Genomic DNA, 26,041 nt, shown 5'->3' with positions numbered 1-26,041 from the left:
TGCTACCGCGCTTGATGTGCCAGGAATTCCGTCAGGACACGGCCGGTGTGGGAATGATCGGCCAGGGTCATCACATGTTCCGGCGAGCCTTCGGCCACCAGTTGGCCGCCGCCCGTGCCGCCTTCGGGGCCCAGGTCCAGCAGCCAGTCGGCTTCGGCGATGACGTCCAGATTATGCTCAATCACCACCACCGTATTGCCGGCTTCCACCAGGCGATGCAGCACGTGGATCAGCTTTTCGACGTCGGCCATCGACAAGCCCACCGTCGGTTCGTCCAGCACGTAGAGCGTGTGCGGAATGCGCGAGGCGCGGCCGGTCTTGATCAGGCCATCGGTCAGACGCGCCTTGGACAGCTCGGTCACCAGCTTGATGCGCTGCGCCTCGCCGCCCGACAGCGTGGGCGACGGCTGGCCCAGCGTCAGGTAACCCAGGCCCACGTCTTGCATCAGTTGCAGCGGGCGATGGATCTTCGGGTGCGCCGCGAAGTAGCCGATGGCGTCATCCACTTCCATGGACAGCAGCTCGCCGGCGTTCTTGCCGCGCATCTGCACGCTGAGCGTGTCGCTGTTGAAGCGCGCGCCGTTGCAGGCGTCGCACGGCACTTTGACGTCGGGCAGGAAGTTCATTTCGATGGTGCGCATGCCCTGGCCTTCGCAGATGGGGCAGCGGCCGTCGCCGGTGTTGAACGAGAAGCGCGCCGCCGTCCAGCCGCGCATGCGGGCTTCGCGGGTGTCGGCGAACTGCTTGCGCACGTCGTCCCAGAAGCCCACGTAGGTGGCCGGGCACGAGCGCGGCGTCTTGCCGATGGGGGTCTGGTCCACTTCCAGCACGCGGTCGATGGCTTCCCAACCCTTGATGCTTTCGCAGCCGGCCCAACCCGGCGCCTTGCCTTGGGACACGGCTTGCATCAGGTTGTCCAGCAGCACTTCGCGCGCCAGGGTGGACTTGCCGGAACCGGACACGCCCGTCACCACGCTCAGGCGGCCCACCGGGATGTTGGCGTCCACGCTGCGCAGGTTGTGCAGGCGCGCGCCACGGATCTCGATCATCGGCGTGTCCGCTTCCACCGGACGGCGGCCTTGCAGCGGATGCGCAAGCGGCGTCTTCAGGTAGCGGCCGGTGATGGATTCCGGCGCGTTCATCACGTCTTCCACCGTGCCTTGCGCCACGACCCGGCCGCCACGGATGCCCGCGCCCGGTCCGATGTCGATCACGTGCGAGGCGCGGCGGATGGTGTCGTCGTCATGTTCCACCACCACCAGCGTGTTGCCATTGCCTTCCAGGCGCGCCAGCGCGTCCAGCAGGATGCGGTTGTCGCGCGGGTGCAGGCCGATGGTGGGCTCGTCCAGCACGTAGCAAACGCCTTGCAGGTTGGAACCCAGTTGCGCGGCCAAGCGGATGCGCTGCGCTTCGCCGCCAGACAGCGTGGGCGCGGCACGGTCCAGCGCCAGGTAGTTCAGGCCCACTTCCTGCATGAAGTTCAGGCGTCCGCGGATTTCGGTCAGGATGTCGCGGGCGATCTCGCTTTCGCGGCCGCGCGTCACCAGCCCGGTGAAGAAGGTGTGCGCGTCCGACACCGGCAGCGACGCCAGTTCGGCAATGGACTTGTCGCGCCAGCGCACGGCGCGCGCCACGCGGTTCAGGCGCTGCCCGTCGCATTGCGTGCAGGCCTTGGCCTCGCCTTCATACCAGGCGTTCCAGGCGGTTTCCTCGCCGGTCTGTTCTTCGTCAAAGCCCTGCAATTGCAGGCCCGTGCCAAAGCAGCCCGTGCACCAACCGTGCTTGGAGTTGTACGAGAACAGGCGCGGATCGGGTTCGGGGAAGCTGGTGCCGCAAGACGGGCACGCGCGTTTCACCGAAAAATGCTGCTGCTGCAAATCGCTGTTCAACGCCTCGTGCAGCTTGTTCACCGGCCACACCACCGACATCACGCCCTGGCCGTTTTCCAGCGCGCTCTTGACGGCGGCGCGCAGGTCGGCTTCGTTGGCCGGGTCTACCACCACGTCCGCCACGGGCAGTTCAATGGTGTGTTCCTTGTAGCGGTCCAGGCGCGGCCACGGGGCCACGGGAATGAACTCGCCGTCCACGCGCAAATGCGAATGGCCCTTGGAACCGGCCCACTTGGCCAGGTCCGTGTAATAGCCTTTGCGCGCGGTCACCAAGGGGGACAGCAGCCCGATGTGCACGCCCTTGTGGTCGCGCAGCAGGCGGGCCACGATCTGGTCCGTGTTCTGCGGTTCAACGGCCACGTTGCAATCCGGGCAGTACTGCGTGCCCAGCTTCACATAGAGCAGGCGCAGGAAATGGTGGATTTCCGTCATCGTGGCCACGGTGGACTTGCGGCCCCCACGGCTGGTGCGCTGTTCGATGGCCACGGTGGGCGGAATGCCGAAGATGGCGTCCACGTCGGGCTTGCCGGCCGGCTGCACGATGGCGCGCGCGTAGGCGTTCAGCGATTCCAGATAGCGGCGCTGGCCCTCGTTGAACAGAATGTCGAAAGCCAGCGTCGATTTACCCGAGCCGGACACGCCGGTGATCACGGTGAACTTGTCGTGCGGGATTTCAACGCTGATGTTCTTCAGATTGTGCTCGCGCGCGTTGCGGATTTCGATCGCCATATTGCCCTGGCGGCGGGCACGCATCACGGATTGCAGCGGCGTGCCGTCACCCGCGCCACTGGCTTCGTTGTAGGTCGCGGTGGGTTCGGCGATGCGCGCGGTCAGGCCGGCTTGCTCGACTTCTTGCGCATCGATGTCGCTGGTGACCACCACGTCGGCGGGCAGGATGCTGACTTCGTAATCGCGCAGCGCCGCGCCCGTGTGCGACTTGGGGTTGTCCATCAAGTCTTGCGGTGTGCCCACGCCGATCAGCAGGCCGCCGGCGTCGCCGCCTTCTGGGCCCAGGTCGATCAGCCAGTCGGCCGCGCGGATCACGTCCAGGTTGTGTTCGATGACCAGCAGCGTGTGGCCCGCGGCCAGCAGCTTGCGGAACGCACGCATCAGCCGCGCCACGTCATCAAAGTGCAGGCCGGTGGTGGGTTCGTCGAACAGGAACAGGCTGCCCTTCTTGGCGACCTTGGCCGTGGAAATACCGCTGCGGGCGGCTTCGGCCAGGTGACCGGCCAGCTTCAGGCGCTGCGCCTCGCCACCGGACAGCGTGGGCACGGGTTGCCCCAGCCGCACGTATTCCAGGCCCACGTCGGCCAACGGCGCCAGGCCCGTCTGCACATCGCGCAGGCCCTTGAAGAAGTCCAGCGCTTCGCTGACCGTCATGGCCAGCACTTCGTCGATGGATGCGCTCTTGCCCAGGTGTTCGACACGCACTTCCAACACTTCGGGGCGGAAGCGCTTCCCGTCGCAGTCGGGGCAACGCAGGTACACGTCCGACAGGAACTGCATTTCCACGTGTTCAAAGCCGGTGCCGCCGCAGGTGGGGCAGCGGCCGTCGCCACCGTTGAAGCTGAACGTGCCGGCCGTGTAGGCGCGTTCGCGCGCCAGCGGGGCTTGGGCGAACAGCTTGCGGATGGCGTCAAAGGCGCCCACGTAGCTGGCGGGGTTCGAGCGCGCGGTCTTGCCGATGGGGGTCTGGTCCACCATGACCACGTCGGCAATCTGTTCGGCGCCCAAGAGGCGGTCGAACGCGCCGGGCGATTCCGACGGCTTGCCCTTTTGCTTCAACAGCGCGGGGTACAGCACGTCCTGCACCAGGGTGGACTTGCCCGAACCGGACACGCCGGTCACGCAAACGAGACGGCCCAGCGGCAGTTCGACGGAGACGTTCTTCAGGTTGTGCGCGTTGACGCCCTCCAGCAGCAGGCGTGGCGTGTTCGCCGCCACCGGCATGGGGCGCGGCGCTTCCACGCGCTGGCGTCCGCCCAGGTAGTTGCCCGTGAGCGTGTCGGCCGCGCGCAGTTGCTTGGGCGTGCCATCAAAAACGATGTAGCCGCCGCGTTCGCCGGGGCCGGGGCCGATGTCGATGATGCGATCGGCCGCCACCATGACTTGCGGGTCGTGCTCCACCACCACCAGCGTGTTGCCGGCGTTGCGCAAGCGGTGCATGACTTCAACCACGCGGTGCATGTCGCGCGGGTGCAAGCCGATGGACGGCTCGTCCAGCACGAACAGCGTGTTCACCAGCGAGGTACCCAGCGCGGTGGTCAGGTTGATGCGCTGCACTTCGCCGCCGGACAGCGTGCGGCTCTGGCGGTCCAGCGTCAGGTAGCCCAGGCCCACGTCGCACAGGAACTTCAGGCGCGCGCGCACCTCGGTCATGAGCAGGTCGGTGGCCGCGTCCAGCGCGCCCGAGAACGACAGCTCGTCAAAGAAACGCCGCACCCGTTCAATGGGCAGCAGCATCACGTCATGGATAGACAGCCCGCCGATATTGTTGAGTTGGTCGCGCGACCAGTTGGCGCCCACCGGCATGAAGCGCTGATAGCGGCCGTCTTCGGGTGGCAGCACGGTGTCGGCTTCTTCTTTCGTGCCCAGGCGCCACAGCAGCGCGTCGGGTTTCAGGCGCGCGCCGTTGCAGGTGGGGCAGGGCGTGTAGCTGCGGTACTTGGACAGCAGCACGCGCACGTGCATCTTGTAGGCCTTGGTTTCCAGCCAGTCAAAAAAGCGCTGCACGCCGTACCACTGGTGCTTCCAGGCGTCGTTGCCGCCCTTCCAGTCAGGCGTGCCGTACAGCACCCAGCGCTTGTGTTCTTCGCTAAGGCTTTTCCAGGGCACGCCCAGCGGCACGCCCGCCCGCGGCGCGTACTTTTGCAGTTCGTCCTGGCATTCCTTATAGGACGGCGTGGTCCACGGCTTGATGGCGCCTTCCATCAAGGTCTTGTTTTCGTCGGGGATGACCAGGCCGAAGTCGATGCCGATCACACGCCCAAAGCCCCGGCACGCTTCGCAGGCGCCCAGCGGGGAATTGAACGAGAAGCTGCTGGGCAGCGGGTCGGTGTATTCGATGTTGCAGTCGGCGCAGTGCAGGCGGTCGCTGTATTTCCAGATATGCGCGTTGTCGCCGTCGGCGTTCACGACGTACACGGCCAGGTGCCCGGCGCCCATGCGCAGCGCGGTGTCCAGCGCTTCCATGACGCGTTCGCGTTCCGTGCCGGCAAAGCGGAAGCGGTCCTGGATGACGTGCAGGATGCGGCGTTCTTCGCCGGCGTCCTTGGCGGCTTTCGCTTTCTTGGCGCCTTTCGCGGGCTTGGCGACGGTGGCGCGCGGCACGGCGGTTTCCTCGGCGTGCACGCGGGTATAGCCCTGCTGCTCAAGAAAGCCGCGCACTTCGTCTTCGGTGAAGTTGGCGGGCACGGCGATGGGAAAGGTCACCACCAGGCGCGGGTCGCCGGCCACGGCGGCGCGTTCGGCCAGCGAGTGGTAGATGGAATCGGGCGTATCGCGCCTGACCACCTTGCCGCAACCTCGGCAGTACAGCCGGGCGCCGCGCGCGAACAGCAATTTCAGGTGGTCGTTCAGCTCGGTCATTGTGCCGACCGTGCTGCGCGAGCTGCGCACCGGGTTGGTCTGGTCAATGGCGATGGCGGGCAGGATGCCTTCGATGCGGTCAACCTGCGGCTTGTCCATGCGGTCCAGGAACTGGCGCGCATAGGGCGAGAAGGTTTCCACGTAGCGCCGCTGCCCCTCGGCGTAGAGGGTGTCGAAAGCCAGGGAGCTTTTGCCGGATCCCGACACACCGGTCACAACGACCAGTTCGCCGGTGGCAAGGGTAAGGTCCAGGTTCTTGAGGTTGTTCTGGCGTGCGCCAACGATGCGGATTTGGGAGCTCATGGACGGTATCGTAGCCTGAGGTAGGCGCCTGCCCGAGCGATAACCCTTCGCTGGTTCCAAGCGCGGCGATATGGAATAATTGCCTATATTGTGAGGCGCTTGTCCATATTATGGACAAACTTAGGCGATGTAGCTGTACAAATAAACAGTATCGCAGATTCGTCTGATTTTCGTACTGTCAGCCTTGCGAATTCTGCGGATTCATTGTGGATGGCGCTTTGTCGTCACGCATGGGTCTTGATCTGGGGACGAACTTGTTGGAAACCAAGGTCGCGGGCGCCGCGGCGTTCGCGAAATTCATGGCGGTGCTGCAAGCCGTGGCCGACGCGCCCGAGCCGCCCACGGCCGCGCTGCTCGCGCGCACTTGCGGCTATCCGCGTCCCACCGTCTACCGCATCGTGGCGGCGCTGGCCGAGCAGGGCATGCTTACCGAGTCAGGCGGCGCCTATCGCCTGGGCACACGCCTGATGTCGCTGGCCAGCCGCGCGTGGTCGCAATTTGACCTGCGCGCCGCGTTGGCGCCCGATTTGCAGGCGCTGCGCGACGCCACGGGCGAAACCGTGCATCTGGCCGTGCCCGCCGGCCAAGAAATGATCTATATCGACAAGCTGGAAAGCCCCGGCCCGGTGCGCATGGTGTCGCGCGTCGGCTCGTCGGTGGCCTTGCATTCCAGCGCAGTCGGCAAAGCGTATCTGGCCGCGCTGGATGAGGCCGCACGCGAACGCCTGCTGCGCGGCCTGGCGCTGCCCGCCCGCATGCCCGGCACCGTCACCAGCCTGCCTGCCTTGCGCGCCGTGCTGGACGAAGCGCGCGGCCGTGGCTACGCCATGGACGACCAGGAAAATGAACCCGGTATCGTCTGCTATGGCGTGGCGCTGTGCGACGCGGCCGGCCGGCCTGTGGCGGGCGTCAGCGTCAGCACGCTGCTGTTCCGGCGCCAGCCTGACCCGCAATCCGCCTATATCGATCCCTTGCTGCGGCTGCGCGATGCCGCCGTGGCCAAACTTGCCGTCTTGCCGGTGTCAGCCGGCGGCGCCTGACCGTCAGCCCCAGAGGAATTCCATGACCGCATCCGCTCCCCTCGCATCGAAGCTTTCCGCCCTGCTGGCAGCCCGGGTCGTGCCCGTGCTGCGCTATACCGACGCCGCCACCGCCGCCTATGCCGCCGAAGTGGCCGTGGCGGCCGGCTGCACCACCTTGGAACTGACCTGGACGATTCCCGGCGTGACCGACCTGGTGCGCGCGCTGCGCGACAAGCACGGCCCCAGCCTGCTGTTGGGCGTGGGTACGGTGTTGGACGAAAGCCAGGCGCGCGACGCGCTGGTGGCCGGCGCCGACTTCCTGGTGTCGCCCGCCCTGGCCACCGACATCGTCGACCTGGCGCACGCCGCCGACGCCCTGTGCCTGCTGGGCGCCTTCACGCCCACCGAAGTGCTGGCGGCGCGCCGCGCGGGCGTGGACGTGGTGAAGGTGTTTCCGGCCGACACCGGCGGCCCCAAGCATCTGGCCGCGCTCAAGTCGGTGTACCCCGACACCATCTTCTGCCCCACGGGCGGCATCACGCAGGACAACATGGGCACGTATTTCGCGGCCGGCGCCGGGCTGGTGGGCATCGGCAGCAATCTGTATGACAAGGCCGCGTTCGCCGCGCGCGACACCGCCGCCCTGGTGGCGCAAATCACCCGCACCCGCGAGGCCGCCCATGGCTGACTTCGACTTCGACATCGTCGCGCTGGGCGAGCCCCTGGTTGAACTGAACCAGACCCACAAGGGCAGGCAGCAGTATCTGCAAGGCTTTGGCGGCGATACGTCCAACGCCGTCATCGCGGCGGCCCGGCAGGGCGCGCGCTGCTCTTATCTGACGCGAGTGGGCAACGACGCCTTCGGCGCGCAATTCCTGGACCTGTGGAAAACCGAAGGGGTGGATACCTCGGGCGTGCAAAGCGATGACGACGCCCATACCGGCCTGTATTTCGTGCAGCACGGACCAGACGGCCACGCCTTCAGCTACCTGCGCCGTGGTTCGGCCGCCAGCCTGATGACGCCGGCGCTGCTGCAAAGCGGCCTGATCGAGCGCAGCCGTTTCCTGCACGTGTCCGGCATCAGCCTGGCCATCAGCACCAGCGCCTGCGACACGGTGTTCGCCGCGATCGAACGCGCCCATGCCGCGCAAACGCAGGTCAGCCTGGATTCCAATCTGCGGCTGCGCTTGTGGCCCGTTGACCGCGCCCGAGCCATCCTGCGCGAAACCATGCGTCAGGCAGACCTGTTCCTGCCCAGCATGGACGACATGCAGCACCTGACCGGCAACAACGACCCCGAACGCACGCTGGACTGGATCCGCGACGGCGGCGCAACCGGAGTGGTGGTGTTGAAGCTGGGCAAGGATGGTTCCATCATCGACGACGGCAAGACGCGCACGCCGGTGGCCGCGCTGCGCGTGGACGCGGTGGACGCCACCGGGGCGGGCGACTGTTTCGCGGGCAGCCTGCTGGCGCGGCGCAGCCAGGGCGATAGCTGGGAAGACGCGGTGCGTTACGCCAACGCCGCGGCGGCGCTGTCCACGCTGGGCTATGGCGCGGTCGACCCGCTGCCCCGGGCTGAACAGGTGCGGGAACGGCTGAAATCGCTGGGCGGCTGAACACCGCCCGGCAGGGAAGGGCAGTTACGGGGACAGATTCAGTTCCGCCCCTGATCGTCCCTTTTCCCTGCCATTGGCGCAGCCTTTGAATTTCAGGCTAAAATGCCAAGTTATCCGAATTTTTTCCGCCAGCCAGATTTCCGGTTGTGCGGTGACTTTTTTCCGCAAAATCAACAGGAGAATCAACATGGCTGAACGCAAACGCGTGCGTCGTAACACCCTGGAACGCCGTTGCCTGGGCAAGGCCTTCAAGCGCTTGTTCGTCAAGTCGCCCAAGGGTGTTTTCAAGATGCTGGAAAAGATCAAGCGCGTCTAATCAACGCTCTTGGTTTTGAAAAATCCCCGCAGGGCTCGCGCCTTGCGGGGATTTTTCTTTGGGGGCGTACTTCGTTGGGGTGTACTTCTTTGCGGGCGTTCTTCCATCAACCGCCCGCCGGCCCCAGTTTCGGGGTGATGAAATCCATGAACGCGCGCGTCTTCGCGGGTTGGATGCTAGACGGGAACACCACGTAAATCGAGATCGGGTCCACGGACCAGCCCGGCAGCACCCGCTTGAGCGAGTTGCGCTTGATGATCGGGTCCAGCGCCTGGCAGTGCGGCATGCGCGTGATGGCCAGGTCCAGCCCGGCCAGCATGCCGGCGATGCTCATGTTGTTGGCCGCCAGGTGGCCGCTGACCGGCACCACTTCGCTGACGGTGCCGTTATGCAGCGTCCAGTGCGAATGGGCGTCGTCGATGGTGGTGCGCAGGCATTGGTGTTGCGTCAGTTCGCCGGGCGTCTTGGGTTCGCCATGGCGTTCCAGGTAGCGGTCGGACGCATACAGGTAGTTGTCCAGCGACACCAGTTCCTGCACCACGGCGCCGGTGGGACGCCCGGAGGCGCCGCCATTGCCATTGCCGTTGTCGCTCGTGGCGGTGGAAAAGTCCGAGTCGCGGCCAAAGCGCAGCACCACGTCAAACGGCGTGCCTTGCGCGTCGGACGCGGTCATCATGCTCAGATCAAATTCGCATTCCACGTCCGGGTAGCGGTCGGTGAAGTCCTTGATGGTTTCCGGCAGCAGCCAGATCGCCAGGCTGAAGGGCATGGACACGCGCAGGTTGCCCGACGGGCCGCCCGACAATGACAGCAGTTGTTCATGCGCCAGCCGTGCCTCGTCAATCAGCCCTTGGCAGCGGCGCATATAGGCCGCGCCCGCCTCGGTCAGGTCCAGCCTGCGCGTATTGCGGTTGATCAGCCGCAGCCCGATGGCGCGTTCCAGCTCGCTGATGCGCCGCGAGAGCGTGGACGTGGGCATATCCAGCGCGCGCGCCGCCAGGCTGAAGCTCTTGCGCTTGGCAACCTCTACGAACAAGGCGATGTCATTGAGCTGGACGGTCGAAGCTTCCATAGGCATTCCGGTTTTTGGCCGCACGAGTTTACGCCACTCCCGCCCGCGTCCCCATGCAAAAAAAACGCGAAGAGCGCCCAAAAAATCCACGGGTTGACAGATTTGATTGCAAATTTGCATGCCATGGCATCGGTTAGCGGGGGCATATCCCCTACACTTCAGGCGAAAAGAAGCAGACCAAGACCGCAGCGGTGGCACGTCGATCGCAAAGGGGCATAGCAGGCATGACCGATACACCAACGTTTTTCACCGTTCTTACGCCCACCTACAACCGGGCGGGCACGCTGCACCGGGTGTATGAATCGCTTTCCCGGCAGACTTTCAGGGACTTCGAATGGGTGGTGGTGGACGACGGTTCCACCGACAACACGCACGAGTCGATTCTGGCCTGGCAGGCGCGCGCGGATTTCCCCATTCGCTACATCTGGCAGAACAACCAGCACAAGAAAACCGCCTTCAACCGGGGCGTGCGCGAAGCGCAAGGCCAGATGATCGTGGCCCTGGACAGCGACGACGAAATGCCGCCGGACGCGCTGGCCATCTTCAAAGAGGCGTGGGACGCCATCCCGCCCGCGCGCCGCGACTCCTATGTGGCGATCACGGGTCTGTGCGCGCGGCCCGACGGCAGCATCGTGGGCGATCGCTATCCGCAGGACGTGTTCGACAGCACGGCGGTGGACGTGTATTTCCGCTATCGCATCAAAGGCGAGAAATTCGGCTGTATGCGTACCGACATCCTCAGGAAGTTTCCGTTTCCTGAAGACGTGGCCGGTTTCGTGCCGGAAAGCCTGGTCTGGTGGGCGGTGGCGCGCGCGGGCTATCTCAGCCGCTTCATCAACCGCGTGGTGCGCACGTATCACGACACGCCGGGCGGCCTGTCACAAGGCGCCGTATCGGTGGGCAGCAACGCACAGGGCCTGTATCTGCTGGCCTGGGACATGCTGCAGCATCACCTGGAATTTTTCCGCTACCGGCCGCGCGAATTCATCATGGCGGCCGCGCGGTACACGCGCTTTCGCCTGCACCTGAAGCACTCCGGCGTGCCCACGGCGGTAGGCACGTACCGGCTGACCAACCCCATGGCGACCTTCATGGTGGCGGCGATGTGGCCCTTGGGCTATGCGCTGTACCGCCGCGACCGGCGCCGCGGCGTGGCTTAGGGCGCGGTGGGGGCAGTGGTCGCCGCGGGTGCGGTGGGCACGGCAGGCGCAGGCGCCCCATGCCCCAGGCCCAGATACACCTCGACCACGCGCGGGTCCACCGCCACCTCGGCGGCGGGGCCTTCCAGCGTGACGGCGCCCGTTTCCAGCACATAGGCGTAGTCGGCCACTTGCAGCGCCGCGCGCGCGTTCTGCTCGATCAGCAAAATCGACACGCCCATCTCGCGCAGCCGTGCCACGATGCGGAACACTTCGCGCACGATGCGCGGCGCCAGGCCCAGGCTGGGTTCGTCCAGCATCAGCAGGCGCGGCTTGGCCATCAGCGCGCGGCCCACGGCCAGCATCTGGCGTTCGCCGCCCGACAAGGTGCCGGCCAATTGCGCATGCCGCTCTTGCAGGCGCGGAAAAAGCTCATAGACTTCCGCCAGCGTCTTGTCCTGGTCGCGCAACCCGCTGCGAAAGCGGTGAAAGCCGCCCAGCATCAGGTTGTCTTCCACCGTCATTTCGGCGAACAGTTCGCGCTTTTCGGGCACCAGGTTCATGCCGGCGGCCACCATTTCCTCGATCTCGGCATGTTCTTGCGGCTTGCCGCCGAAGACGATGTGGCCGGTGGACGGCAGCACGCCCATGATGGCGGACAGCAAGGTGGTCTTGCCCGCGCCATTGGGGCCGATCACGGTCACGATCTGGCCTTCGCCCACCGTCAGGCTGACGCCCGATACGGCTTCCACCTTGTCGTAGGCCACGCGCAGGTCGCGCACTTCCAGCAGATTCGCGCTCATCACTCCACTCCGCCCAGATAGGCTTCAAGCACCGCAGGGTTGTTCTGGATCTCGGCGGGCAGGCCCTCGGCGATCTTCTCGCCAAAGTCCATGACCACCACGCGGTCCACCAGGCCCATCACGAAGTCCATGTCGTGTTCAACCAGCAAGATGGCCATGCCTTCCGCGCGCAGCTTCTTCAGCAGGTCGGCAAGCTCGCATTTTTCTTGATAGCGCAGCCCGGCCGCGGGTTCGTCCAGCAGCAGGATGCAGGGGTCGGACGCCAGCGCGCGCGCGATTTCCAGGATGCGCTGTTGCCCCAGCGCCAGCGAGCCCGCTTCGTCGTGCAGGTGCTTGCCCAGCCCAACCCGCTCGACCTGGCGCGCGGCCTCGGCCAACAGGCGCGCCTCTTCGGCCCGGTCCAGGCGCCAGGCGGCCGGCAGCACGCCGCGATGGCCGCGCAGGTGCGCCCCGATGGCCACGTTTTCCAGCACGCTCATGCGGCCCAGCAAGCGCACGTGCTGGAAGGTGCGCGACAGGCCCAGCCGCGCGATCTTGCGCGCGCCCGCGCCGGCCACGGACTGGCCCAGCAGCGTCACTTGCCCGGACGTGGGCGTGTCCACCCCCGAGATCTGGTTGAACATGGTGCTCTTGCCCGCGCCATTAGGGCCGATCAGCGCCAGGATTTCGCCTGCGCGGATCTCCAGGTTCATGGCGTTATTGGCGACCAGGCCGCCGAACTTGCGCGTCACGTCCACCGCCTTCAACACCACCTCGCCCCGCGCCGGCATGGGTTTGCGCGGCAGCGGTTCGGCATTCATGTCCAGGCGGCGCACGGGCTTCTTCACGCGTATCCAGCGCGTCAACAGCGGCCACAAGCCACTGCGAGCGCGGTGCAGCAGCAGCACCATGCCGAAGCCGAACACGATGACTTCAAAGTTGCCCGTCTGGCCCAGCACCTTGGGCAGCCAGTCTTGCAGCCATTGCTTGGCCACCGTGAACACGCCCGCGCCGACCAGCGCGCCCCAGACCTGGCCCGCGCCGCCGATGACGGTCATGAACAGGTATTCAATACCCATCTGCAAGCCGAAGGGGTTGGGGTTCACGAAGCGCTGCATGTGGGCGTACAGCCAGCCCGATGCGCAGGCCTGCAACGCCGCGATGATGAAGATCACCATGCGCGAACGCGCCGTGTCCACGCCCATGGATTCCGCCATCACGCGCCCGCCCTTGAGCGCGCGGATGGCGCGGCCTTCGCGCGAATCCAGCAGGTTCTGCGTGGACCACACCGCCAACAGCAGAAAGGCCCAGATCAGGTAATAGATGTTGCCGCCTTCATGCAGCGACCAGCCGAACAGGCTGATGGCGGGAATGTCGGGAATGCCGGTGTGGCCGCCCAGCCCTTCGACGGAGCCGAAAGCGAAGTACAGCGACAAGCCCCACGCAATGGTGCCCAGCGGCAGGAAGTGCCCGGACAGCTTGAGCGTGATTGCGCCCAGCAAATAGGCGATGACCAGCGTCAACACCAGCCCGGCCAGCAGCGTCAGCCAGGGCGAGGCGCCCAGCCACGCCAGCCAAGACGGCAGGGAGTCGGCGCGCGTGGTCAACAGCGCCGTGGTGTAGGCGCCCACGCCCACGAAGGCGGCCTGGCCGAAGCTGGTCAAGCCGCCCACGCCGGTCAGCAGCACCAGGCCCAGCGCCACCAGCGCGTACAGCCCGATGTAGTTCAGCAAGGTCACATAGAAAGGCGGCAGGGCCAGCGGCCCCAGCGCCAGCAGCGCCAGGAACACGAAGAGGATGATGCGGGGATTCATTCGTCTTCTTCCTCGACGTGGTGGCTTTTCAACGAGCGCCAGAGCAGCACGGGAATGATCAGCGTGAAGACGATGATTTCCTTGTAGGCGCTGGCCCAGAACGACGAGAACGCTTCAATCAGGCCGACCAGCACCGCGCCGGCCGCGGCCAGCGGGTAGCTGACCAGGCCGCCGATGATGGCGCCCACGAAGCCCTTCAGGCTGACCATGAAGCCGGAATCGAAATACATGGTGGTGATGGGGGCGATCAAGATGCCCGACACCGTGCCGATCAGCGCGGCCAGAAAGAACGTGGCGCGGCCCGCGAAGATGGGCGAAATGCCCATCAGCCGCGCGCCCAGCCGGTTGAATGCCGCCGCCCGCAACGCCTTGCCGTACATCGAGCGTTCAAAGAACTGATACAGCACGATGATCAGCAAGGCCGACACCGCCACCACCCACAGCGCCTGGCTGTTGACGTTGATGGGTCCCAGCGCCAGGCTGGCGTCGGAAAACGGCGCGGTGCGCGCACCCTCGGCGCCGAAGGCCAAGAGGCCCAGGCCAACCAGCGCCAGGTGCACGGCGATGGACACGATCAGCAGCACCAGCGTCGAGGCCGAGGCGATCGGCTGGTAGAACAGCCGGTACAACTGCGGCCCCATCGGCACCACCAGCAACAGTGTCAGCAAGGCCTGCACGGCCATCGGCAGTTGCGCCAGCGGCAGCCGGTACAGCAAGGCCGCCAGGATCAGCGGGTAGATCGCCTTGGCCGCGATGCGCCAAAGCCCTCGGGACCGGCCCGGGCGCTTGGCCCGGGCCATGAGGTCGGCCACGGCTTCCGCCAGCGCGAACGCCAGCAGCAACCAGACCAGCAGCACGGGCTTGCCGGCCTGGATGGCCGCCATGGTCAGCGCGCCGAAGGCGACGAACTCGCCCTGGGGGATGAACAGCACGCGGGTAACGGTGAAGACCAGCAGGATCGACAACGCCAACAACGCATAGATCGCGCCGTTGGTGATGCCGTCCTGCCCGAGTATCAAGGCGATCTGAGCATTCATGCGAAAAGGTCCAAGCCGTTACTTCACGAGCGTCCAGTTGCCGTCTTTGACGGTGATGAGCTCGCGGCCGCGGTCATCAAAGCCGCTGTGGTCGGCGGCGCTCATGTTGTAGACGCCCTGCGTGCCCACCAGCTCCTTGGTTTGTTCCAGCGCGTCGCGCAAGGCGCTGCGGAATTCCTTGGTGCCCGGCTTGCCGGCCTTTTCCGCGATGGGTACGGCCTTTTCCAACAGCAGGCCGGCGTCGTAGACGTTGGCGCCGAAGGTGGCGGGCTTGGAACCGTTCAGCTTTTCGTACGCGGCGATGTAGTCGGTGGCGACTTTCTTGGACGGGTTGCTGTCGGGCATTTCCGGCAGCACCAGCATCAGGCTGGCGGCCAGCACCGTGCCTTCAACCTTCTTGCCGCCCAGCTTCAGGAAGTCGGGCAGGGCCGCGCCGTGGGTCTGATAGAACTTGCCCTTGTAGCCCTGATCGAACAGCGTGGTTTGCGGCAGCACGCTGGCGGCGCCGGGGGCGGCCACCAGCACGGCGTCGGGCTTGGCGGCCAGGATCTTCAGCGCCTGGCCCGTGACCGAGCTGTCAAAACGCAGATAGCGTTCGTTGGCGGTGATCTTGATGCCTTTCTCGGTGGCCAGGCCCGAGAACACCTTGTACCAATTCTCGCCATACGGGTCGTTCAGGCCGATGAAGCCCACCGTCTTGATGCCGGTCTTGGCCATGTGGTCGACCAGCGCGCGGGCGATGATGTCGTCGTTCTGCGTGGTCTTGAACACCCACTTCTTCTGGTCGTTCATGGGCAGCACCACGGCCGCCGTGCCCACCGGCGCCAGCATCGGCACGCCGGCTTCGGCGGCGAACTGGATCACGCCCATGGCGTTGGGCGAACCCGACGGGCCGATCAGCGCATCCACCTTCTGTTCCGAAATCAGTTTCTTGAACGCCGTGACCGAGTTGGTGGAGTCGCTAGCGTCGTCCAGCGAGATGTATTCCACGGTCAGGTCGCCGATTTTCTTGGGCAGCAACGGCACGGTGTTCTTCTGCGGAATGCCGACCAGCGCGGTCGGGCCGGTGGAAGACGTGACGACGCCGACTTTCATTTGCGCCAACGCGGGCAGGGCGAACAGGGCGGCAACGGCGGCGGCCGTGACCAGGGGGAGTTTCTTCGACAGCATGGCAAAACCTCCGGATAGGGAGCAGAGTGGGGGTGCAGCTGAAAAGCGGAGAAAACAGGAACAGCGTGGGGACTGCGGGGATTACTTGTTGCTTAAAATTTCTAACCTGCAAGGATCAGCACTGTAGACGGGCTCTTGGTGCTTACCTATCCGTCAAAACCCGAAGCATGCATGGTGCAAGGCTCACTAGATGGTGATGGAGCTGACGCTCGCGCCGCCGCAGACGAACAGCGTCTGGCCGGTAACGAAGCTGTTGGCGGGGTCGGCAAAGAACATCACGGCGCGCGCCACGTCGTCGGACCGGCCCAGCCGCTTGACCGGAATGCCGTTGGCCAACTGCTTTTCGCGTTCGCTGCCGGGTTCGATCACTTCGTAGAACATGTCCGTCTGGATGGGGCCGGGCGCCACCACGTTGACCGTGATGCCGTAGGGCGCAAGCTCCAGCGACCAGGTGCGCGCCATGCCGACCATGCCGGCCTTGGTGGCCGAATAGGCGGTGCGGGTGGGCAGGCCCAGCGCGCCACGGGACGACATCATCACAATGCGGCCGAAATGACGTTCCTGCATGCCGGGCAGCGCCGCCTGCACCAGGCTGATCGCCGCGCCCAGGTGAATCTGGGTCAGACCGTGCAGCTCTTCCTGCGTGACCTGCGGCAGCAGGTTCGGCCAGATGACGCCGGCGTTGTGGATCACGTGGCTGATGGGGAATTTGGCGGCCGCTTCCTGGCCCGCCTGCGCGGTGGCGTCGGCGTCCAGCAGGTCCACCTGCATGTTGTGCAGGCGCGGGTGGCTGAAGTCGGCAGCGCGGCGCGCCATCGAAATCACTTCATAGCCGGCATCCAGCATGCTGCGGCAGATCTCGGCGCCAATGCCGGCGCTGCCACCCGTGACCAGCGCTACGTGTTGTTGAGTCATGCGTGTCCTTGGTTACGTTGCCGTCTTCATCGGGCTCAGGCTTTCGGCGCCAGCGCCAGCACGCGCAGCGGGCTGCCCGAGCCGCTGCGGATCTTCAGCGGGGCCGAGAAAATCACCGCGCCCGTTGGCGGCAACTGGTCCAGGTTGGTCAGGCACTGCAAGCCGTAGCGGTTGTTGCCGTGCATGTAGTAGTGGCAGGGGTAGGGCGGGTTCAGGTGGTGGGCCTGGCCCGCGTCGGTGCCCACGGATTCCGTGCCGAAGCCATGCACATCGCGTTCCTTGATCAGCCACGGCACCACGTCCGCGTCGGGGCCGGGCGAGTGCGCGCCGTCTTCCTGCATGTTCAGGTACTCAACCGGCTTGGCGCGCTTGGACCAGTCGGTGCGCATCAGCACCCACGAACGCGCGGGGATGCGGCCATGCTTTTCTTCCCAGGCCTTGACGAAGTCGATGGTCAACAGGAAGTCCGGGTTGTCGCGGGCCTCGGCGGAACAGTCGATGACGCAGGCGCTGGCGATGAAGGCGTCGATAGGTATGGTGTCGACCGTGTTGTCGGGCTGGTCCTTGCCCGACACCCAGTGCGCGGGTGCGTCGAAGTGGGTGCCCGTGTGCTCGGAACACGAGAAATTGTTCCAGTACCAGGCGGGACCGCGCTCGTCATAGCGCGAGATCTCTTCCATGCGGAAGGGCCAGGCCTGGCCGAACTCCGGCGGCAGCACGATGGTGGGGAATTCCGGCGTCAGCGTCTCGGTCAGGTCCACCAGGCCGATGCGGCCGGTGACGAGTTCCGTCATGAATTGGGCAAGAATGTTCTGGCTCATGCTGCGGCTCCTGGGTGTGGGCGCGTCGCTTGCGCGGTGCGCCGGAGGGAATCTGGGGCGTTGTCTTGGGGGCAGTGGCGTGGCGGGCGCGGTCAGGCGCCGAGCTCGCGTTCCAGCCCCTTGGGGTTGTCGGCTAGGCGTGCACGGAATTCCTGCGCCACGTCACCCACATACACGTCTTCCACGCCGTCCTTCAGGGCCCGCACGATGGCGGAGGCGATGGCGGCGGGGGCGACGCGCGGCGGCGGCGTGCGCTGTTCCCATTCGTGGTCGACCGGGCCGGGGAATACATTCACCACCCGCACGCCCGCGCCGCGCATTTCCGCGCGCAGGCATTGGGCCAGCGACAGCGCGGCGGCCTTCGACGCCGACCACATGCCGCGTGACGGCAGGTTCATGTGCGCGTAGATGGACAGCACGTTGACCCAGGCGGTGGCGTTGTTCACGCCGTCGGCGGCGCGGCCGCACAAAGCGGGGCCGAAGCTTTGCGCCAGGCGCATCAGGCCCAGCACGTTCACGTCCATGGCGTCGCGCGCGGTGTTCACGTCCTTGCGGTACAGCAGGCCGCCTTCGCGTTCCAGGTCGGCCGTGTTCACCAGGATTTCCACCTTGCCGCCGATGGAGGCGGCCAGCCGGTCCACGGAATCGGAGTCGGTTACGTCCAGGGCAACCGACTGCACGCGCGGGTCGGCGGCCAGCGCGTCAAAGGCGGCGTCGCGCTTCCAGGCCTGGGCGTCGCCCAGGAATACGGTGGGGCAGCCCGCGTCCAGCAAGGCCCGCGCCACGGCCTGGCCCACGGCGGTCTTGCCGTCGGTGACCAGCGCGCGGCGGAATTTCGGGTCGCACGAGGTCTCGCGCAGGGTCTTGTCGTCTTCCATGTTGGGCGTGTTCCTTTCAGGCAGGGCGATCATCACGGCTTGGCCGCTGCGGTCCAGTTTCAGCGCCAGCCGCACGCGCGCGCCGTCGGCGCAATCCTGGTGCACGTGGGCCACGACTGACGGGCCGGCGTCCATCACCACCGTGCCGACGCGCCAGGGCAGGCGTTCGCGGAAATACAGGTCGTTGCTGTGATGCAAGGTGGTGCTGACCAGCAGCACGCCGTTGGGGTCGGCAGGACGCCAGGGCAAGTGTTCCGACAGGCAATGGCCGCAGACTTCGCGCGGCGGGTATTGCACCGCGCCGCAATCGGCGCAGGTTTGCAAATCAAAGCGGCCTTCGGCGGCGGCGGCTGTCAGCCCCAGGGCCGTGCGGCTGCGCGAGCCGGGCGGCAAGGTGGGCTGGCGGGTGCGCGCAACCGGGTTCTTCCGGGGCGGCTTGGCTAGCGGCTCGGTCATGCGTCGCTCCTTGCCAGGATGGCCGCGGCGGTGCATAGCCCACGGTCGTAATTGATCATGCCAAAGCCGCTGACCATGCCGATGCGGGCGTCGGCCACTTGCGTGCCGCCCGCCGTGCCGGTCAGTTGTCGCAGCGCCTCGACCATGCCCAGGTAGCCACCGGCGGCGCCCGCCTGCCCCACCGACAACTGGCCGCCGTTGGTGTTGAAGGGAAAGCTGCCGTCCACGGTGAACGTGTGCTCGCGGACGAATGCCGGCGCGGCGCCTTTTTCGCAAAAACCCAGGTCTTCGATCTGCATCAGGTTGATGACGGGGTAGTCGTCATAGGCTTGCAGGAAGTCCATGTCGGCCGGCGCGGCCTTGGCCTGGCCGTAGAGTTCGTCCACATCCATGGTCCAGCCGCCGCGCGTCTGGATGGGGTCTTCGATCCAGGCGTTGTGGCGTTCGATGGTGGACAGGATGCGGGCGTAGGGCAGGTTCAAGGCGCGGGCCTGTTCCTCGCGCATCACCAAAAATGCGTCGGCGCCCGCGCAGGGCATCACGCAGTCGAACAGATGGATGGGGTCGGTGATGACGCGCGCGTCCAGGTACTGCTGCAACGTCAGCGGCTTTTTCATCAGGGCGTGCGGATAGCGCAGCGCGTTGTCGCGTTGGGCCACGCACAGCTTGCCGAAGTCTTCGCGCGTGGCGCCCGTAGCGCGCATGTAGTGCGCGGTCAGCAGCGCGAAGCTGGCGTTGGGCCCGCCCGCGCCATAGGGGTAGACGGCGTCCTGAGCAAAGCGCGAGAACTGGCTGACGGTGTTGCGAAACGAGTCGACGTGGTTGGTGTCGCCGGCGATGCAGGCCACGATGTTCGCGTCGCCCGCCTGCACCGCGCGGGCCGCGCGGCGCAAGGCGGCCACGCCGCTGGCGCCGCCCATGGGGATGTGGTCCAGCCAGCGCGGGCTCATGCCCAGGTGCTGAACCAGACCCACGGCGGTGTCGGGCGCCAGCGTGAAGCTGGACACGCACAGGCCATCGACATCGGTCTTGGCCACGCCGGATTGCCGGATCAGCGCGCCCAGCGCGCGGCCCAGCCACCAGTGCGCGGCGTGAGTGGAATAGCGTTCATACGGAATGGTGACGGGCAGGGCCGCCACGATGCCGTCGTATCCCAGGCGGCTCATTTGGCAGACTCCAGGCGGGCAGGCTCCTGGCGCTTTTTCATGGCGTTGGTGTCGATGCAGCGCGCCGTGCCGGGCAAGGTCGGCGCCAGCGTTTTCATTTCGCCGCGCTGGATCTTGTTGGTGGTGGTCAGCGGCAGGCTGTCCACAAAGGCCACGTAGCCGGGCGCCTTGTAATAGGCCAGTTGCTGCAGGCACCACTGCACGATGCCGCGCGCGGCCTCGGCCATGGCGGCGTCATCGGCGGGCAGGGCTTCGGGCACGACGCAGGCCAGCACTTCGTCGCCACGCACCGGGTCGGGCACGGCGGCCACGGCCACGGCCTTGACCAGCGGATGCTGCATCAGCACGCTTTCCACTTCCACGGCCGATATGTTTTCGCCGCTGCGGCGGATCACGTTTTTCTTGCGGTCCACGAAGCGCAGCGCGCCGTCGGCTTCTCGGCGCACGATGTCACCGGTGTGGAACCAGCCGTCCTGCCAGGCTTCGTCTGTGGCGGCCTCGTCCTTCAGATACCCGGCAAAGAAGCCGTAGCGCGGGTCGTCGCCCGCGTGGCGCACCAGCAGTTCGCCGGGCTCGCCCACGGCGGCGGGCTGGCCGGCGTCGGTCACGATGCGGACCTGCACATCGTCTTCCTCGCGGCCGAAGCTGCTGGTGCCGATGTAGCGGGGTTCCTGGTTGGCGATGATGACGGCGCCCGCGCCGGTCTCGGTCATGGCCCAGGCTTCCAGCAAGGGGAAGCCGAAGCGCGCTTCAAAAGGCGCGTGCAGGGTGCGGTCCACGCCCGCGCCAAAGCCGAAGCGGATGGCGGGCTGCAAGTCGCGGTCGGACGGCGCGGCCTTCATCAGGATGGCGGGCATCACGCCCAGGTAATGCAGCACGGTGGCGCCGGAGTCGCGCACGCTGTCCCACCAGGTCTTGGGGTGGAAGCGGTCTAGCGGAATCAGGCAGCCGCCCGTCAGCACCATGGCCATGGCGGAATACGCCATGGCGTTCATGTGCACCAGCGGCAGCGGGGTCAGCATGCGCTCCTGACCGGGGCGCAGCGCGGCCAGCCCGCCGATGCGCGCATACCAGCCGCCCGCGTGCAGGAAATAGCGGTTGGGCAGGATGCAGCCCTTGGGGCGGCCCGTGGTGCCGGACGTGTACAGCAGGGCGCATTCGCTCAATTCGGTGGGCGCGGTGTCGGCCAGCGGCGCGGCGAAGGGCGCTGGCGGGGGCGCGTCGTCCGGGCCCATCACACGCAAGGGGCGGCCGGCGCGTTCGGCGGCGGCCATCAGGTCGGCGTGGCGCTGGGGCAGGGCGACGGCCAGGGCGATCTCGGAGTGGCCCGTCAGATACTCAAGTTCGGCCGCGCGCAGGTCCGGGTTGATCGGCACGACCGACACGCCCAGCGCGTTCAACGCGAACCAGTGCAGGAAGAAGGCGGGGCGGTTTTCCAGCAGCAGCCCCACGCGGTGGCCGTGGCCGTAGCCGGCTGCCGCGTAGGCGGCGCGCAGCGTTTCAATGGCGTCGGCCGCGCGGCCATACGAGAGTTCGCCGGCGGCTATGCCATAGACGTCGGCCGTTTCCGGCAGGATGCACAAGAAGGGCTGGGCGCCGTAACGGGCGGCGGTGTCGCTGAAAGCCTGATGGACGGTGGTGCTCACAAGCCGCTCCTACATGAACAATTGAATGTTGCCAAAGGCGGCATCGCAGTTGACGAGGTCAACGCGCTTCAAGCGGATGCGCAGCGCGCCGTCCTGTTCCACCAGATGGTGCGTGGCCCAGCCGGCGAATAGCGTCTGCGTGTCCTGCCGGGTTTCAACATAGTGAAAGGCGGTGCGCACCACATGGCGGCCTTCGGCGGGCGCGGCGTCAGGGTGGTCGTGTTCCACCGTGGGCGCTTGCAGCAAATGATGGCAGCGGCTTTTGGGCTGCTGCGAAAAGGTGCGCTGGCCGGCCAGGCGTTCCACGCGCACGCGCAGCAGCAGCTTGTCTTCGTACATCAGGGAAGCGTGCAGCTTCGGGTCCGTCTGGCCATGCGCCAGCGGCATCCAGTAGTAGCCGTCTTCGGTGTACAGGTTCAGCCAGTCTTCAAAGCGCAGCTCGTCCAAGAGGCGCGCTTCGGCGTAGACAAAATCGATCAACTCGCGGTCGCTTGCGCTCATACCGACTCCGGTCCGGTCATGTAGCGGCCCCATGCGCGGTATTGGTTGCGCATCTGCCATTCGTTGGTGCCGTTGGTGGTGACGTTTTTCTGGCCGGCCTCGTCGGGCGTATACAGCCGGCCCACGTTGACCCAGTCGCGCGCGCGCGAATTCAAGCCGTCTTGCGCGCGTTCGTACATTTCCAGGTCGTCATGGCCGACGACGGACGTGGGCGCGTTGATCAGCCGGTTGTACATCAGCGTGCGTTCCAGCAGCAGGTCGGGCGCGCCCACCAGGCGGAACGTCCAGGACTCCACCAGCGTGCGGTCGGCGGCGATGGGCTTGAAGATGCGCAGCGTCTGGATCGGACCTTTCACCATGATGTTGGGGAAGTACACGGTGTTGTGGCGCACGTCGCCCAGGATCTGCTTGGCGCGTTCTTCGCCGTAGGCGGCAACCATCGAATCCCAATAGCCCGGCACGCCGGAATACGAGGCATGGATGGAGTCCGACACGCCGGTATGGCCGTGGCCGTTTTCCCACACCCGGATGCCCATGTTCTCGAAGAATTCATAGGGCGAGATAAAGGGCGCGAACAATTCCACCGCCATGGGCTTGGGCGTGCCTTCGGGCGCTTGCTCCCACACCTTCACCGCCGTGCCCGCCGACGATTCATGCGCCACCATCGGGTGGCAGGTGTCGGTCTGGTTATCGACCAGCATCTTCCAGTTGCAGCGGTGCATGTAGCGCAACACGCCACCGGCCACTTCCAGGCGGCCTTCGGGTGAGCGGTCCACCATGTTGTCCAGCGTGGACAAGGATTCGCCAAAGAAGTCCTCGAACGACTGGCCTTCCGGGTTCAGGCGGCAGAACACGAAGCCGCGATGGTTCTTCACATCCTTGACGGCCGCCATGCCCTGGCTGGCTTCGCAGTTTTCCAGGCCGGTGTTCTCGTAGCCTTTCTTCAGCGGTATCGACAGCAGGCTGCCGTCGGTCTTGAACGTCCAGGCGTGGTAGGGGCAGCGGAAGAACTTGCCGGTGTTGCCGCAGGCATCGCCCGCCACCATCGTGCCCTTGTGGGGGCAGCGGTTGTGCAGCACGCGCACGCTCTTGTCGCTGTGGCGCACCATCACCACGGGCTGGTTGCCGACGGTGGTGGTGATGTAGTCGCCGTTGTTCGGCACCTGGCTGTCGTGGCCGACGTAGACCCAGGTGTTAGCGTACAGGCGCTCCATTTCCAGGTCGAACAGTTCCTGGTCGATGAACAGGTCTTTGTGGACTTCCGTGTCGCGCAGCAGGGCGCGGATGGCGTCGGGGTTGTCGCGGTATTTGGCCATGGTCGCTTCCTTGTCGTCGGGCCGGCGGCCTTACAGGTCCAGCACCAGGCGCTGCGATTTCGCGCGCGAGATGCAGATCTGGATGATCTTGCCGCTGGCCTTCTCGGTGTCCGAGAGGTAGTAGTCGCGATGGTCGGGTTCGCCTTCCAGCACCGTCGCCTGGCAGACGCCGCATTCGCCGCGCTTGCAGTCGTACATCGGGTCGCAGCCTTCTTCTTCCATGACGTCGACGATGGTCTTGTCGGCGGGGATGGTCAGCGTGCGGCCGGATTGGCGCAGTTCCACTTCAAAGGCTTGGTCGCCGGCTTGCGCGGCGGCGGTGACGAAGAGTTCAAAGTGGATGTGGGCATCCGGCCAATGGCGGGCCTTGGCGCCGGCGATGACGGCGTCGATCAGGCCCTTGGGGCCGCACACGTACAGGTGCTGGCGTGGGTTGGAGGCGGCCAGCAACGCTTGCAGGTCGAAGCGGCGGGCGGGGTCGTCGTCCGCGTGCACGGTCAGGCTGCTGCCTGCCAGCGCTTCCAGTTCGGGCAGGAAGGCCAGTTGATCCTTGCTGCGGCCACAGTAGTGCAGATGAAAGTCGCGGCCAGCGGCTTTGAGCGCGGCGGCCATGGAGGCAACCGGCGTGATGCCGATGCCGCCCGCGATCAGCACCACGGGCTCGTCGCCTGCCGGGGATTCATGCAGCGGGAAATCGTTCTTGGGGCCTTCGACGCTAAGCGTGTCGCCGTCGGACAGCGCGTGCATGTGGCGCGATCCGCCCTGGCTGGCTTCCTCCAGCCGCACACCCAGCCGGTATTCCGTGGGCTGCGCGAACTGGCCGGCGTCGGGCGTCAGTTGCACCAGCGAATAGCAGCGCGGTTCGCGCAAGCCCGGCACCGTTACTTTCAGGTGCGCGCCGGGGCCGAAGGCGGGTAGCGGCCCGGCGTCTTCGCGCGCCAGGCGGAAGGATCGGATCAGCGGCGACTCTTGCCGGACTTCGCGGATGATGAGTTTCAGTGTCTGCACGGCGTTTGTCTCTATCGGTATTCGGGTCTTTGGATCAGGCCGCCAGCTTTTCGGCCAGTTGGCGTTCCATGGGGCCGCACTTCTCGTCGGCCAGCGCGGTGTCGCGCAAGGCGCGCAACGAGGCGGCGGCGTCGGGCCGGCCCACCAGTTGCTCGGCCGCCGCAAGCAGTTGGCGATACTTGCCGCCACCGCGCACGTGCGTATCGCTATAGCCCTTGACCAGGCGGCGGCAGTTGACGGCTTCAACCGCCAGCGCGTAGTCCCGTGGCGCCAGCCGGGTGATCAGGTCCAGCCATTGCCGCAAGCCTTCGGCTTCGATCTGATGACGCAGCGTGCGACGGCGAAAGCGGCGCATGCCGGCCAGCGAATACAGCATCAGAAAGCCGCTTAGCGTGCCGCTTTGCATCAGCCGGCCCTTGCCCAGACGGCGTTCCACAAAGCCGCCGAAGGACTTGGAATTTTCCAGCCAGCGGCCCAGGCCCGTGGGCAAGGTGCCACAGATTTCTTCCAGGCGCGGGTGCATGTAGTCGGTGGTCATCACCAGTTGATCCGGCCGTGCACCCACTTCGTTTCGCACCCGTTCAAAGCGCGTGCCACGTGTTTTCAGATCGGCCACGCGGATCACGTCGTCATAGGCCATGGCGGTGGCGACGTAGCGCGCGGCGGCACAGGTCAGCGCCCAGCCTTGGGCGTCGCCGCCGTGTTGCGCATCCAGGTCGCGTAGCGCCTTCATGTGGCGCAGATAGTCGGCGGCGTAGGCGGCGTCCTGGAATTCAAGCTGGCGGCGCACGCCGGCCGTCAGCATGGGCTGCGCACAGGCGGGGAAGTCGCGCTTGATGGTGTCCAGCAGCGCTTGCGTCTTCGGGCTGGCGGCGCGTTCGGGCACGTCGGGCACGGGGCGCGTCAGGTCGATGGCGGCGGGTTGGGCGGGCGCCTGATGCGCCGCGTCGAAACCCAGCGCGAAGGCGCACAGGCTGGCGTCCACGCCCAGTCCGGCGCGGCGCACGGTGGCTTCGAAATCTTCGCGCGTGAAGGGCAGTGAGCCGCTGCCGGCCACCGCGCCAAACAGGCTGGCGCTGATGACGCTGCCGGCGCGGTCGGCCAGGTCTTGCAGGTCGAAACACAGGAAGCGCTTGGCGGCGGCGCGGCCGGCTTCCAGCACCTTGTTGGGGTCGGCAATGCCGTTGCCGGGCGCCGACTTTTCGCTGACGGCGTAGCTGCGATGTGATGAGGACAGCAGTACGGTGCGTTCCGGCGTGACCAGGCCGCGCTGGATGGCGCGGCCGCCTTCCATCAGTTCAGCGGCCACCACCAGGTCCACGTCGCCCGGCGTGGGCATCAAGGCCAACGCGGGTGCGCGGCCGGCGCGTGCCACGTCGGCTTCGGGCAGCAGTTCCAGGTAGTAGATGGTGGCGCCGGTGCGCTGCGCCACCCCGGGCACCGAGGTGGTCTGCGCCCACCAGCCGGCGTGCTCGGCCATGTCGACGATCCAGTCGGCCAGCACGCCGCCGCCCTGGCCGCCCATGGCCAGGATGGCGATCTTGATCGGGTTGCCTTGCTGCATTGCCACCGGGTTCATG

21 protein-coding genes are annotated in these 26,041 nt (G+C 66.3%); 5 read left to right on the top strand and 16 right to left on the bottom strand.

What is annotated here, in order from left to right; translation table 11 throughout:
* Positions 1–2: 2 nt before the first annotated feature.
* Positions 3–5,783 carry an excinuclease ABC subunit UvrA gene (uvrA, locus tag M2361_RS24395; protein ID WP_259252385.1) on the bottom strand — a complete coding sequence of 1,927 codons (5,781 nt, stop codon included), beginning with the start codon at positions 5,781–5,783 and terminating at the stop codon, positions 3–5.
* Positions 5,784–6,037: 254 nt separating this feature from the next.
* On the opposite strand from uvrA, the gene M2361_RS24390 reads away from it, so the two are divergent.
* Genes M2361_RS24390 through M2361_RS24380 form a run of 3 tightly spaced genes read left to right on the top strand, consistent with a single transcriptional unit; the run spans position 6,038 to position 8,424 of the window.
* The gene (locus M2361_RS24390; protein WP_259252384.1) at positions 6,038–6,823 is read left to right on the top strand and encodes an IclR family transcriptional regulator; all 786 of its coding nucleotides are present in this window, start codon (positions 6,038–6,040) and stop codon (positions 6,821–6,823) included.
* A gap of 22 nt (positions 6,824–6,845) precedes the next feature.
* Positions 6,846–7,493, top strand: a complete 648-nt coding sequence (locus tag M2361_RS24385) for a bifunctional 4-hydroxy-2-oxoglutarate aldolase/2-dehydro-3-deoxy-phosphogluconate aldolase (protein WP_100852978.1) — start codon at positions 6,846–6,848, stop codon at positions 7,491–7,493.
* A complete protein-coding gene (locus tag M2361_RS24380; RefSeq protein WP_259252383.1) occupies positions 7,486–8,424 on the top strand; it encodes a sugar kinase in 939 nt (312 codons plus the stop codon). The genes M2361_RS24385 and M2361_RS24380 overlap by 8 nt, the downstream gene beginning before the upstream one ends.
* 24 nt (positions 8,425–8,448) lie before the next feature.
* Here the strand turns inward: M2361_RS24380 and M2361_RS24375 are convergent, their stop codons facing one another.
* On the bottom strand, positions 8,449–8,613 hold the full coding sequence (locus tag M2361_RS24375; protein WP_259252382.1) for a hypothetical protein: 165 nt from the start codon (positions 8,611–8,613) through the stop codon (positions 8,449–8,451).
* On the opposite strand from M2361_RS24375, the gene M2361_RS24370 reads away from it, so the two are divergent.
* The gene (locus M2361_RS24370; protein WP_006226408.1) at positions 8,612–8,740 is read left to right on the top strand and encodes a hypothetical protein; all 129 of its coding nucleotides are present in this window, start codon (positions 8,612–8,614) and stop codon (positions 8,738–8,740) included. The two genes, M2361_RS24375 and M2361_RS24370, sit on opposite strands and share 2 nt — an antisense overlap.
* A gap of 106 nt (positions 8,741–8,846) precedes the next feature.
* Here M2361_RS24370 and M2361_RS24365 read toward each other — a convergent pair whose 3' ends face one another.
* Positions 8,847–9,812, bottom strand: coding sequence for a LysR family transcriptional regulator (locus M2361_RS24365; protein WP_259252381.1), 966 nt, complete (start codon positions 9,810–9,812; stop codon positions 8,847–8,849).
* A 224-nt stretch (positions 9,813–10,036) separates the two neighbouring features.
* Between M2361_RS24365 and M2361_RS24360 the strand changes: the two genes are divergently transcribed.
* Positions 10,037–10,972: a glycosyltransferase family A protein gene (locus M2361_RS24360; protein WP_259252380.1), complete on the top strand. Its 936-nt coding sequence runs from the start codon at positions 10,037–10,039 to the stop codon at positions 10,970–10,972.
* Here the strand turns inward: M2361_RS24360 and M2361_RS24355 are convergent.
* The 13 genes from M2361_RS24355 to M2361_RS24295 all read right to left on the bottom strand — a co-directional run bounded on the left by M2361_RS24355 (position 10,969) and on the right by M2361_RS24295 (position 26,040).
* Entirely contained in the window at positions 10,969–11,754 is a 786-nt protein-coding gene (locus M2361_RS24355; protein ID WP_259252379.1) for an ABC transporter ATP-binding protein, read from the bottom strand. The two genes, M2361_RS24360 and M2361_RS24355, sit on opposite strands and share 4 nt — an antisense overlap.
* Positions 11,754–13,547, bottom strand: coding sequence for a branched-chain amino acid ABC transporter ATP-binding protein/permease (locus M2361_RS24350; protein WP_259252378.1), 1,794 nt, complete (start codon positions 13,545–13,547; stop codon positions 11,754–11,756). The genes M2361_RS24355 and M2361_RS24350 overlap by 1 nt, the downstream gene beginning before the upstream one ends.
* Positions 13,544–14,584: a branched-chain amino acid ABC transporter permease gene (locus tag M2361_RS24345; RefSeq protein ID WP_100852972.1), complete on the bottom strand. Its 1,041-nt coding sequence runs from the start codon at positions 14,582–14,584 to the stop codon at positions 13,544–13,546. The genes M2361_RS24350 and M2361_RS24345 overlap by 4 nt, the downstream gene beginning before the upstream one ends.
* An 18-nt stretch (positions 14,585–14,602) precedes the next feature.
* The gene (locus M2361_RS24340) at positions 14,603–15,754 is read right to left on the bottom strand and encodes an ABC transporter substrate-binding protein (protein WP_259252377.1); all 1,152 of its coding nucleotides are present in this window, start codon (positions 15,752–15,754) and stop codon (positions 14,603–14,605) included.
* Positions 15,755–15,940: 186 nt separating this feature from the next.
* Positions 15,941–16,669 (bottom strand): SDR family NAD(P)-dependent oxidoreductase, encoded by a 729-nt coding sequence (locus M2361_RS24335; RefSeq protein WP_259252376.1) that lies wholly within the window; start codon positions 16,667–16,669, stop codon positions 15,941–15,943.
* A 35-nt stretch (positions 16,670–16,704) separates the two neighbouring features.
* The gene (locus M2361_RS24330; protein ID WP_100852969.1) at positions 16,705–17,490 is read right to left on the bottom strand and encodes a cyclase family protein; all 786 of its coding nucleotides are present in this window, start codon (positions 17,488–17,490) and stop codon (positions 16,705–16,707) included.
* A 92-nt stretch (positions 17,491–17,582) separates the two neighbouring features.
* Positions 17,583–18,824, bottom strand: coding sequence for an SDR family NAD(P)-dependent oxidoreductase (locus M2361_RS24325; protein ID WP_259252375.1), 1,242 nt, complete (start codon positions 18,822–18,824; stop codon positions 17,583–17,585).
* A complete protein-coding gene (locus tag M2361_RS24320; protein WP_259252374.1) occupies positions 18,821–19,990 on the bottom strand; it encodes a thiolase family protein in 1,170 nt (389 codons plus the stop codon). The genes M2361_RS24325 and M2361_RS24320 overlap by 4 nt, the downstream gene beginning before the upstream one ends.
* The gene (locus tag M2361_RS24315) at positions 19,987–21,636 is read right to left on the bottom strand and encodes an AMP-binding protein (protein ID WP_259252373.1); all 1,650 of its coding nucleotides are present in this window, start codon (positions 21,634–21,636) and stop codon (positions 19,987–19,989) included. Before M2361_RS24315 ends, M2361_RS24320 begins: the two co-directional genes overlap by 4 nt.
* A gap of 9 nt (positions 21,637–21,645) precedes the next feature.
* On the bottom strand, positions 21,646–22,137 hold the full coding sequence (locus M2361_RS24310) for an aromatic-ring-hydroxylating dioxygenase subunit beta (protein WP_050448931.1): 492 nt from the start codon (positions 22,135–22,137) through the stop codon (positions 21,646–21,648).
* Positions 22,134–23,453 (bottom strand): aromatic ring-hydroxylating dioxygenase subunit alpha, encoded by a 1,320-nt coding sequence (locus M2361_RS24305; RefSeq protein WP_259252372.1) that lies wholly within the window; start codon positions 23,451–23,453, stop codon positions 22,134–22,136. The genes M2361_RS24310 and M2361_RS24305 overlap by 4 nt, the downstream gene beginning before the upstream one ends.
* A 30-nt stretch (positions 23,454–23,483) precedes the next feature.
* Positions 23,484–24,461 carry a PDR/VanB family oxidoreductase gene (locus tag M2361_RS24300; RefSeq protein ID WP_259252371.1) on the bottom strand — a complete coding sequence of 326 codons (978 nt, stop codon included), beginning with the start codon at positions 24,459–24,461 and terminating at the stop codon, positions 23,484–23,486.
* 34 nt (positions 24,462–24,495) lie between these two features.
* Positions 24,496–26,040, bottom strand: coding sequence for an indolepyruvate oxidoreductase subunit beta family protein (locus tag M2361_RS24295; RefSeq protein WP_259252370.1), 1,545 nt, complete (start codon positions 26,038–26,040; stop codon positions 24,496–24,498).
* Between the last annotated feature and the right edge of the window lies 1 nt (position 26,041).

Origin of the sequence: Achromobacter sp. JUb104 (assembly GCF_024806975.1) — a bacterium.
In the GTDB taxonomy this organism is placed as follows: domain Bacteria; phylum Pseudomonadota; class Gammaproteobacteria; order Burkholderiales; family Burkholderiaceae_B; genus Achromobacter; species Achromobacter spanius.
This window is presented reverse-complemented; position numbering and strand designations above follow the sequence as displayed.

Bases quoted from the DNA above. Each gene is read 5' to 3' on its own strand.
- M2361_RS24350 (WP_259252378.1), bottom strand. From the start codon at position 13,547: ATGAATCCCCGCATCATCCTCTTCGTGTTCCTGGCGCTGCTGGCGCTG.
- M2361_RS24355 (WP_259252379.1), bottom strand. From the start codon at position 11,754: ATGAGCGCGAATCTGCTGGAAGTGCGCGACCTGCGCGTGGCCTACGAC.
- M2361_RS24380 (WP_259252383.1), top strand. From the start codon at position 7,486: ATGGCTGACTTCGACTTCGACATCGTCGCGCTGGGCGAGCCCCTGGTT.
- uvrA (WP_259252385.1), bottom strand. From the start codon at position 5,783: ATGAGCTCCCAAATCCGCATCGTTGGCGCACGCCAGAACAACCTCAAG.
- M2361_RS24385 (WP_100852978.1), top strand. From the start codon at position 6,846: ATGACCGCATCCGCTCCCCTCGCATCGAAGCTTTCCGCCCTGCTGGCA.
- M2361_RS24365 (WP_259252381.1), bottom strand. From the start codon at position 9,812: ATGGAAGCTTCGACCGTCCAGCTCAATGACATCGCCTTGTTCGTAGAG.
- M2361_RS24295 (WP_259252370.1), bottom strand. From the start codon at position 26,040: ATGAACCCGGTGGCAATGCAGCAAGGCAACCCGATCAAGATCGCCATC.
- M2361_RS24335 (WP_259252376.1), bottom strand. From the start codon at position 16,669: ATGACTCAACAACACGTAGCGCTGGTCACGGGTGGCAGCGCCGGCATT.
- M2361_RS24310 (WP_050448931.1), bottom strand. From the start codon at position 22,137: ATGAGCGCAAGCGACCGCGAGTTGATCGATTTTGTCTACGCCGAAGCG.
- M2361_RS24320 (WP_259252374.1), bottom strand. From the start codon at position 19,990: ATGAGCCGCCTGGGATACGACGGCATCGTGGCGGCCCTGCCCGTCACC.
- M2361_RS24330 (WP_100852969.1), bottom strand. From the start codon at position 17,490: ATGAGCCAGAACATTCTTGCCCAATTCATGACGGAACTCGTCACCGGC.
- M2361_RS24375 (WP_259252382.1), bottom strand. From the start codon at position 8,613: ATGTTGATTCTCCTGTTGATTTTGCGGAAAAAAGTCACCGCACAACCG.
- M2361_RS24345 (WP_100852972.1), bottom strand. From the start codon at position 14,584: ATGAATGCTCAGATCGCCTTGATACTCGGGCAGGACGGCATCACCAAC.
- M2361_RS24340 (WP_259252377.1), bottom strand. From the start codon at position 15,754: ATGCTGTCGAAGAAACTCCCCCTGGTCACGGCCGCCGCCGTTGCCGCC.
- M2361_RS24325 (WP_259252375.1), bottom strand. From the start codon at position 18,824: ATGACCGAGCCGCTAGCCAAGCCGCCCCGGAAGAACCCGGTTGCGCGC.
- M2361_RS24370 (WP_006226408.1), top strand. From the start codon at position 8,612: ATGGCTGAACGCAAACGCGTGCGTCGTAACACCCTGGAACGCCGTTGC.
- M2361_RS24360 (WP_259252380.1), top strand. From the start codon at position 10,037: ATGACCGATACACCAACGTTTTTCACCGTTCTTACGCCCACCTACAAC.
- M2361_RS24305 (WP_259252372.1), bottom strand. From the start codon at position 23,453: ATGGCCAAATACCGCGACAACCCCGACGCCATCCGCGCCCTGCTGCGC.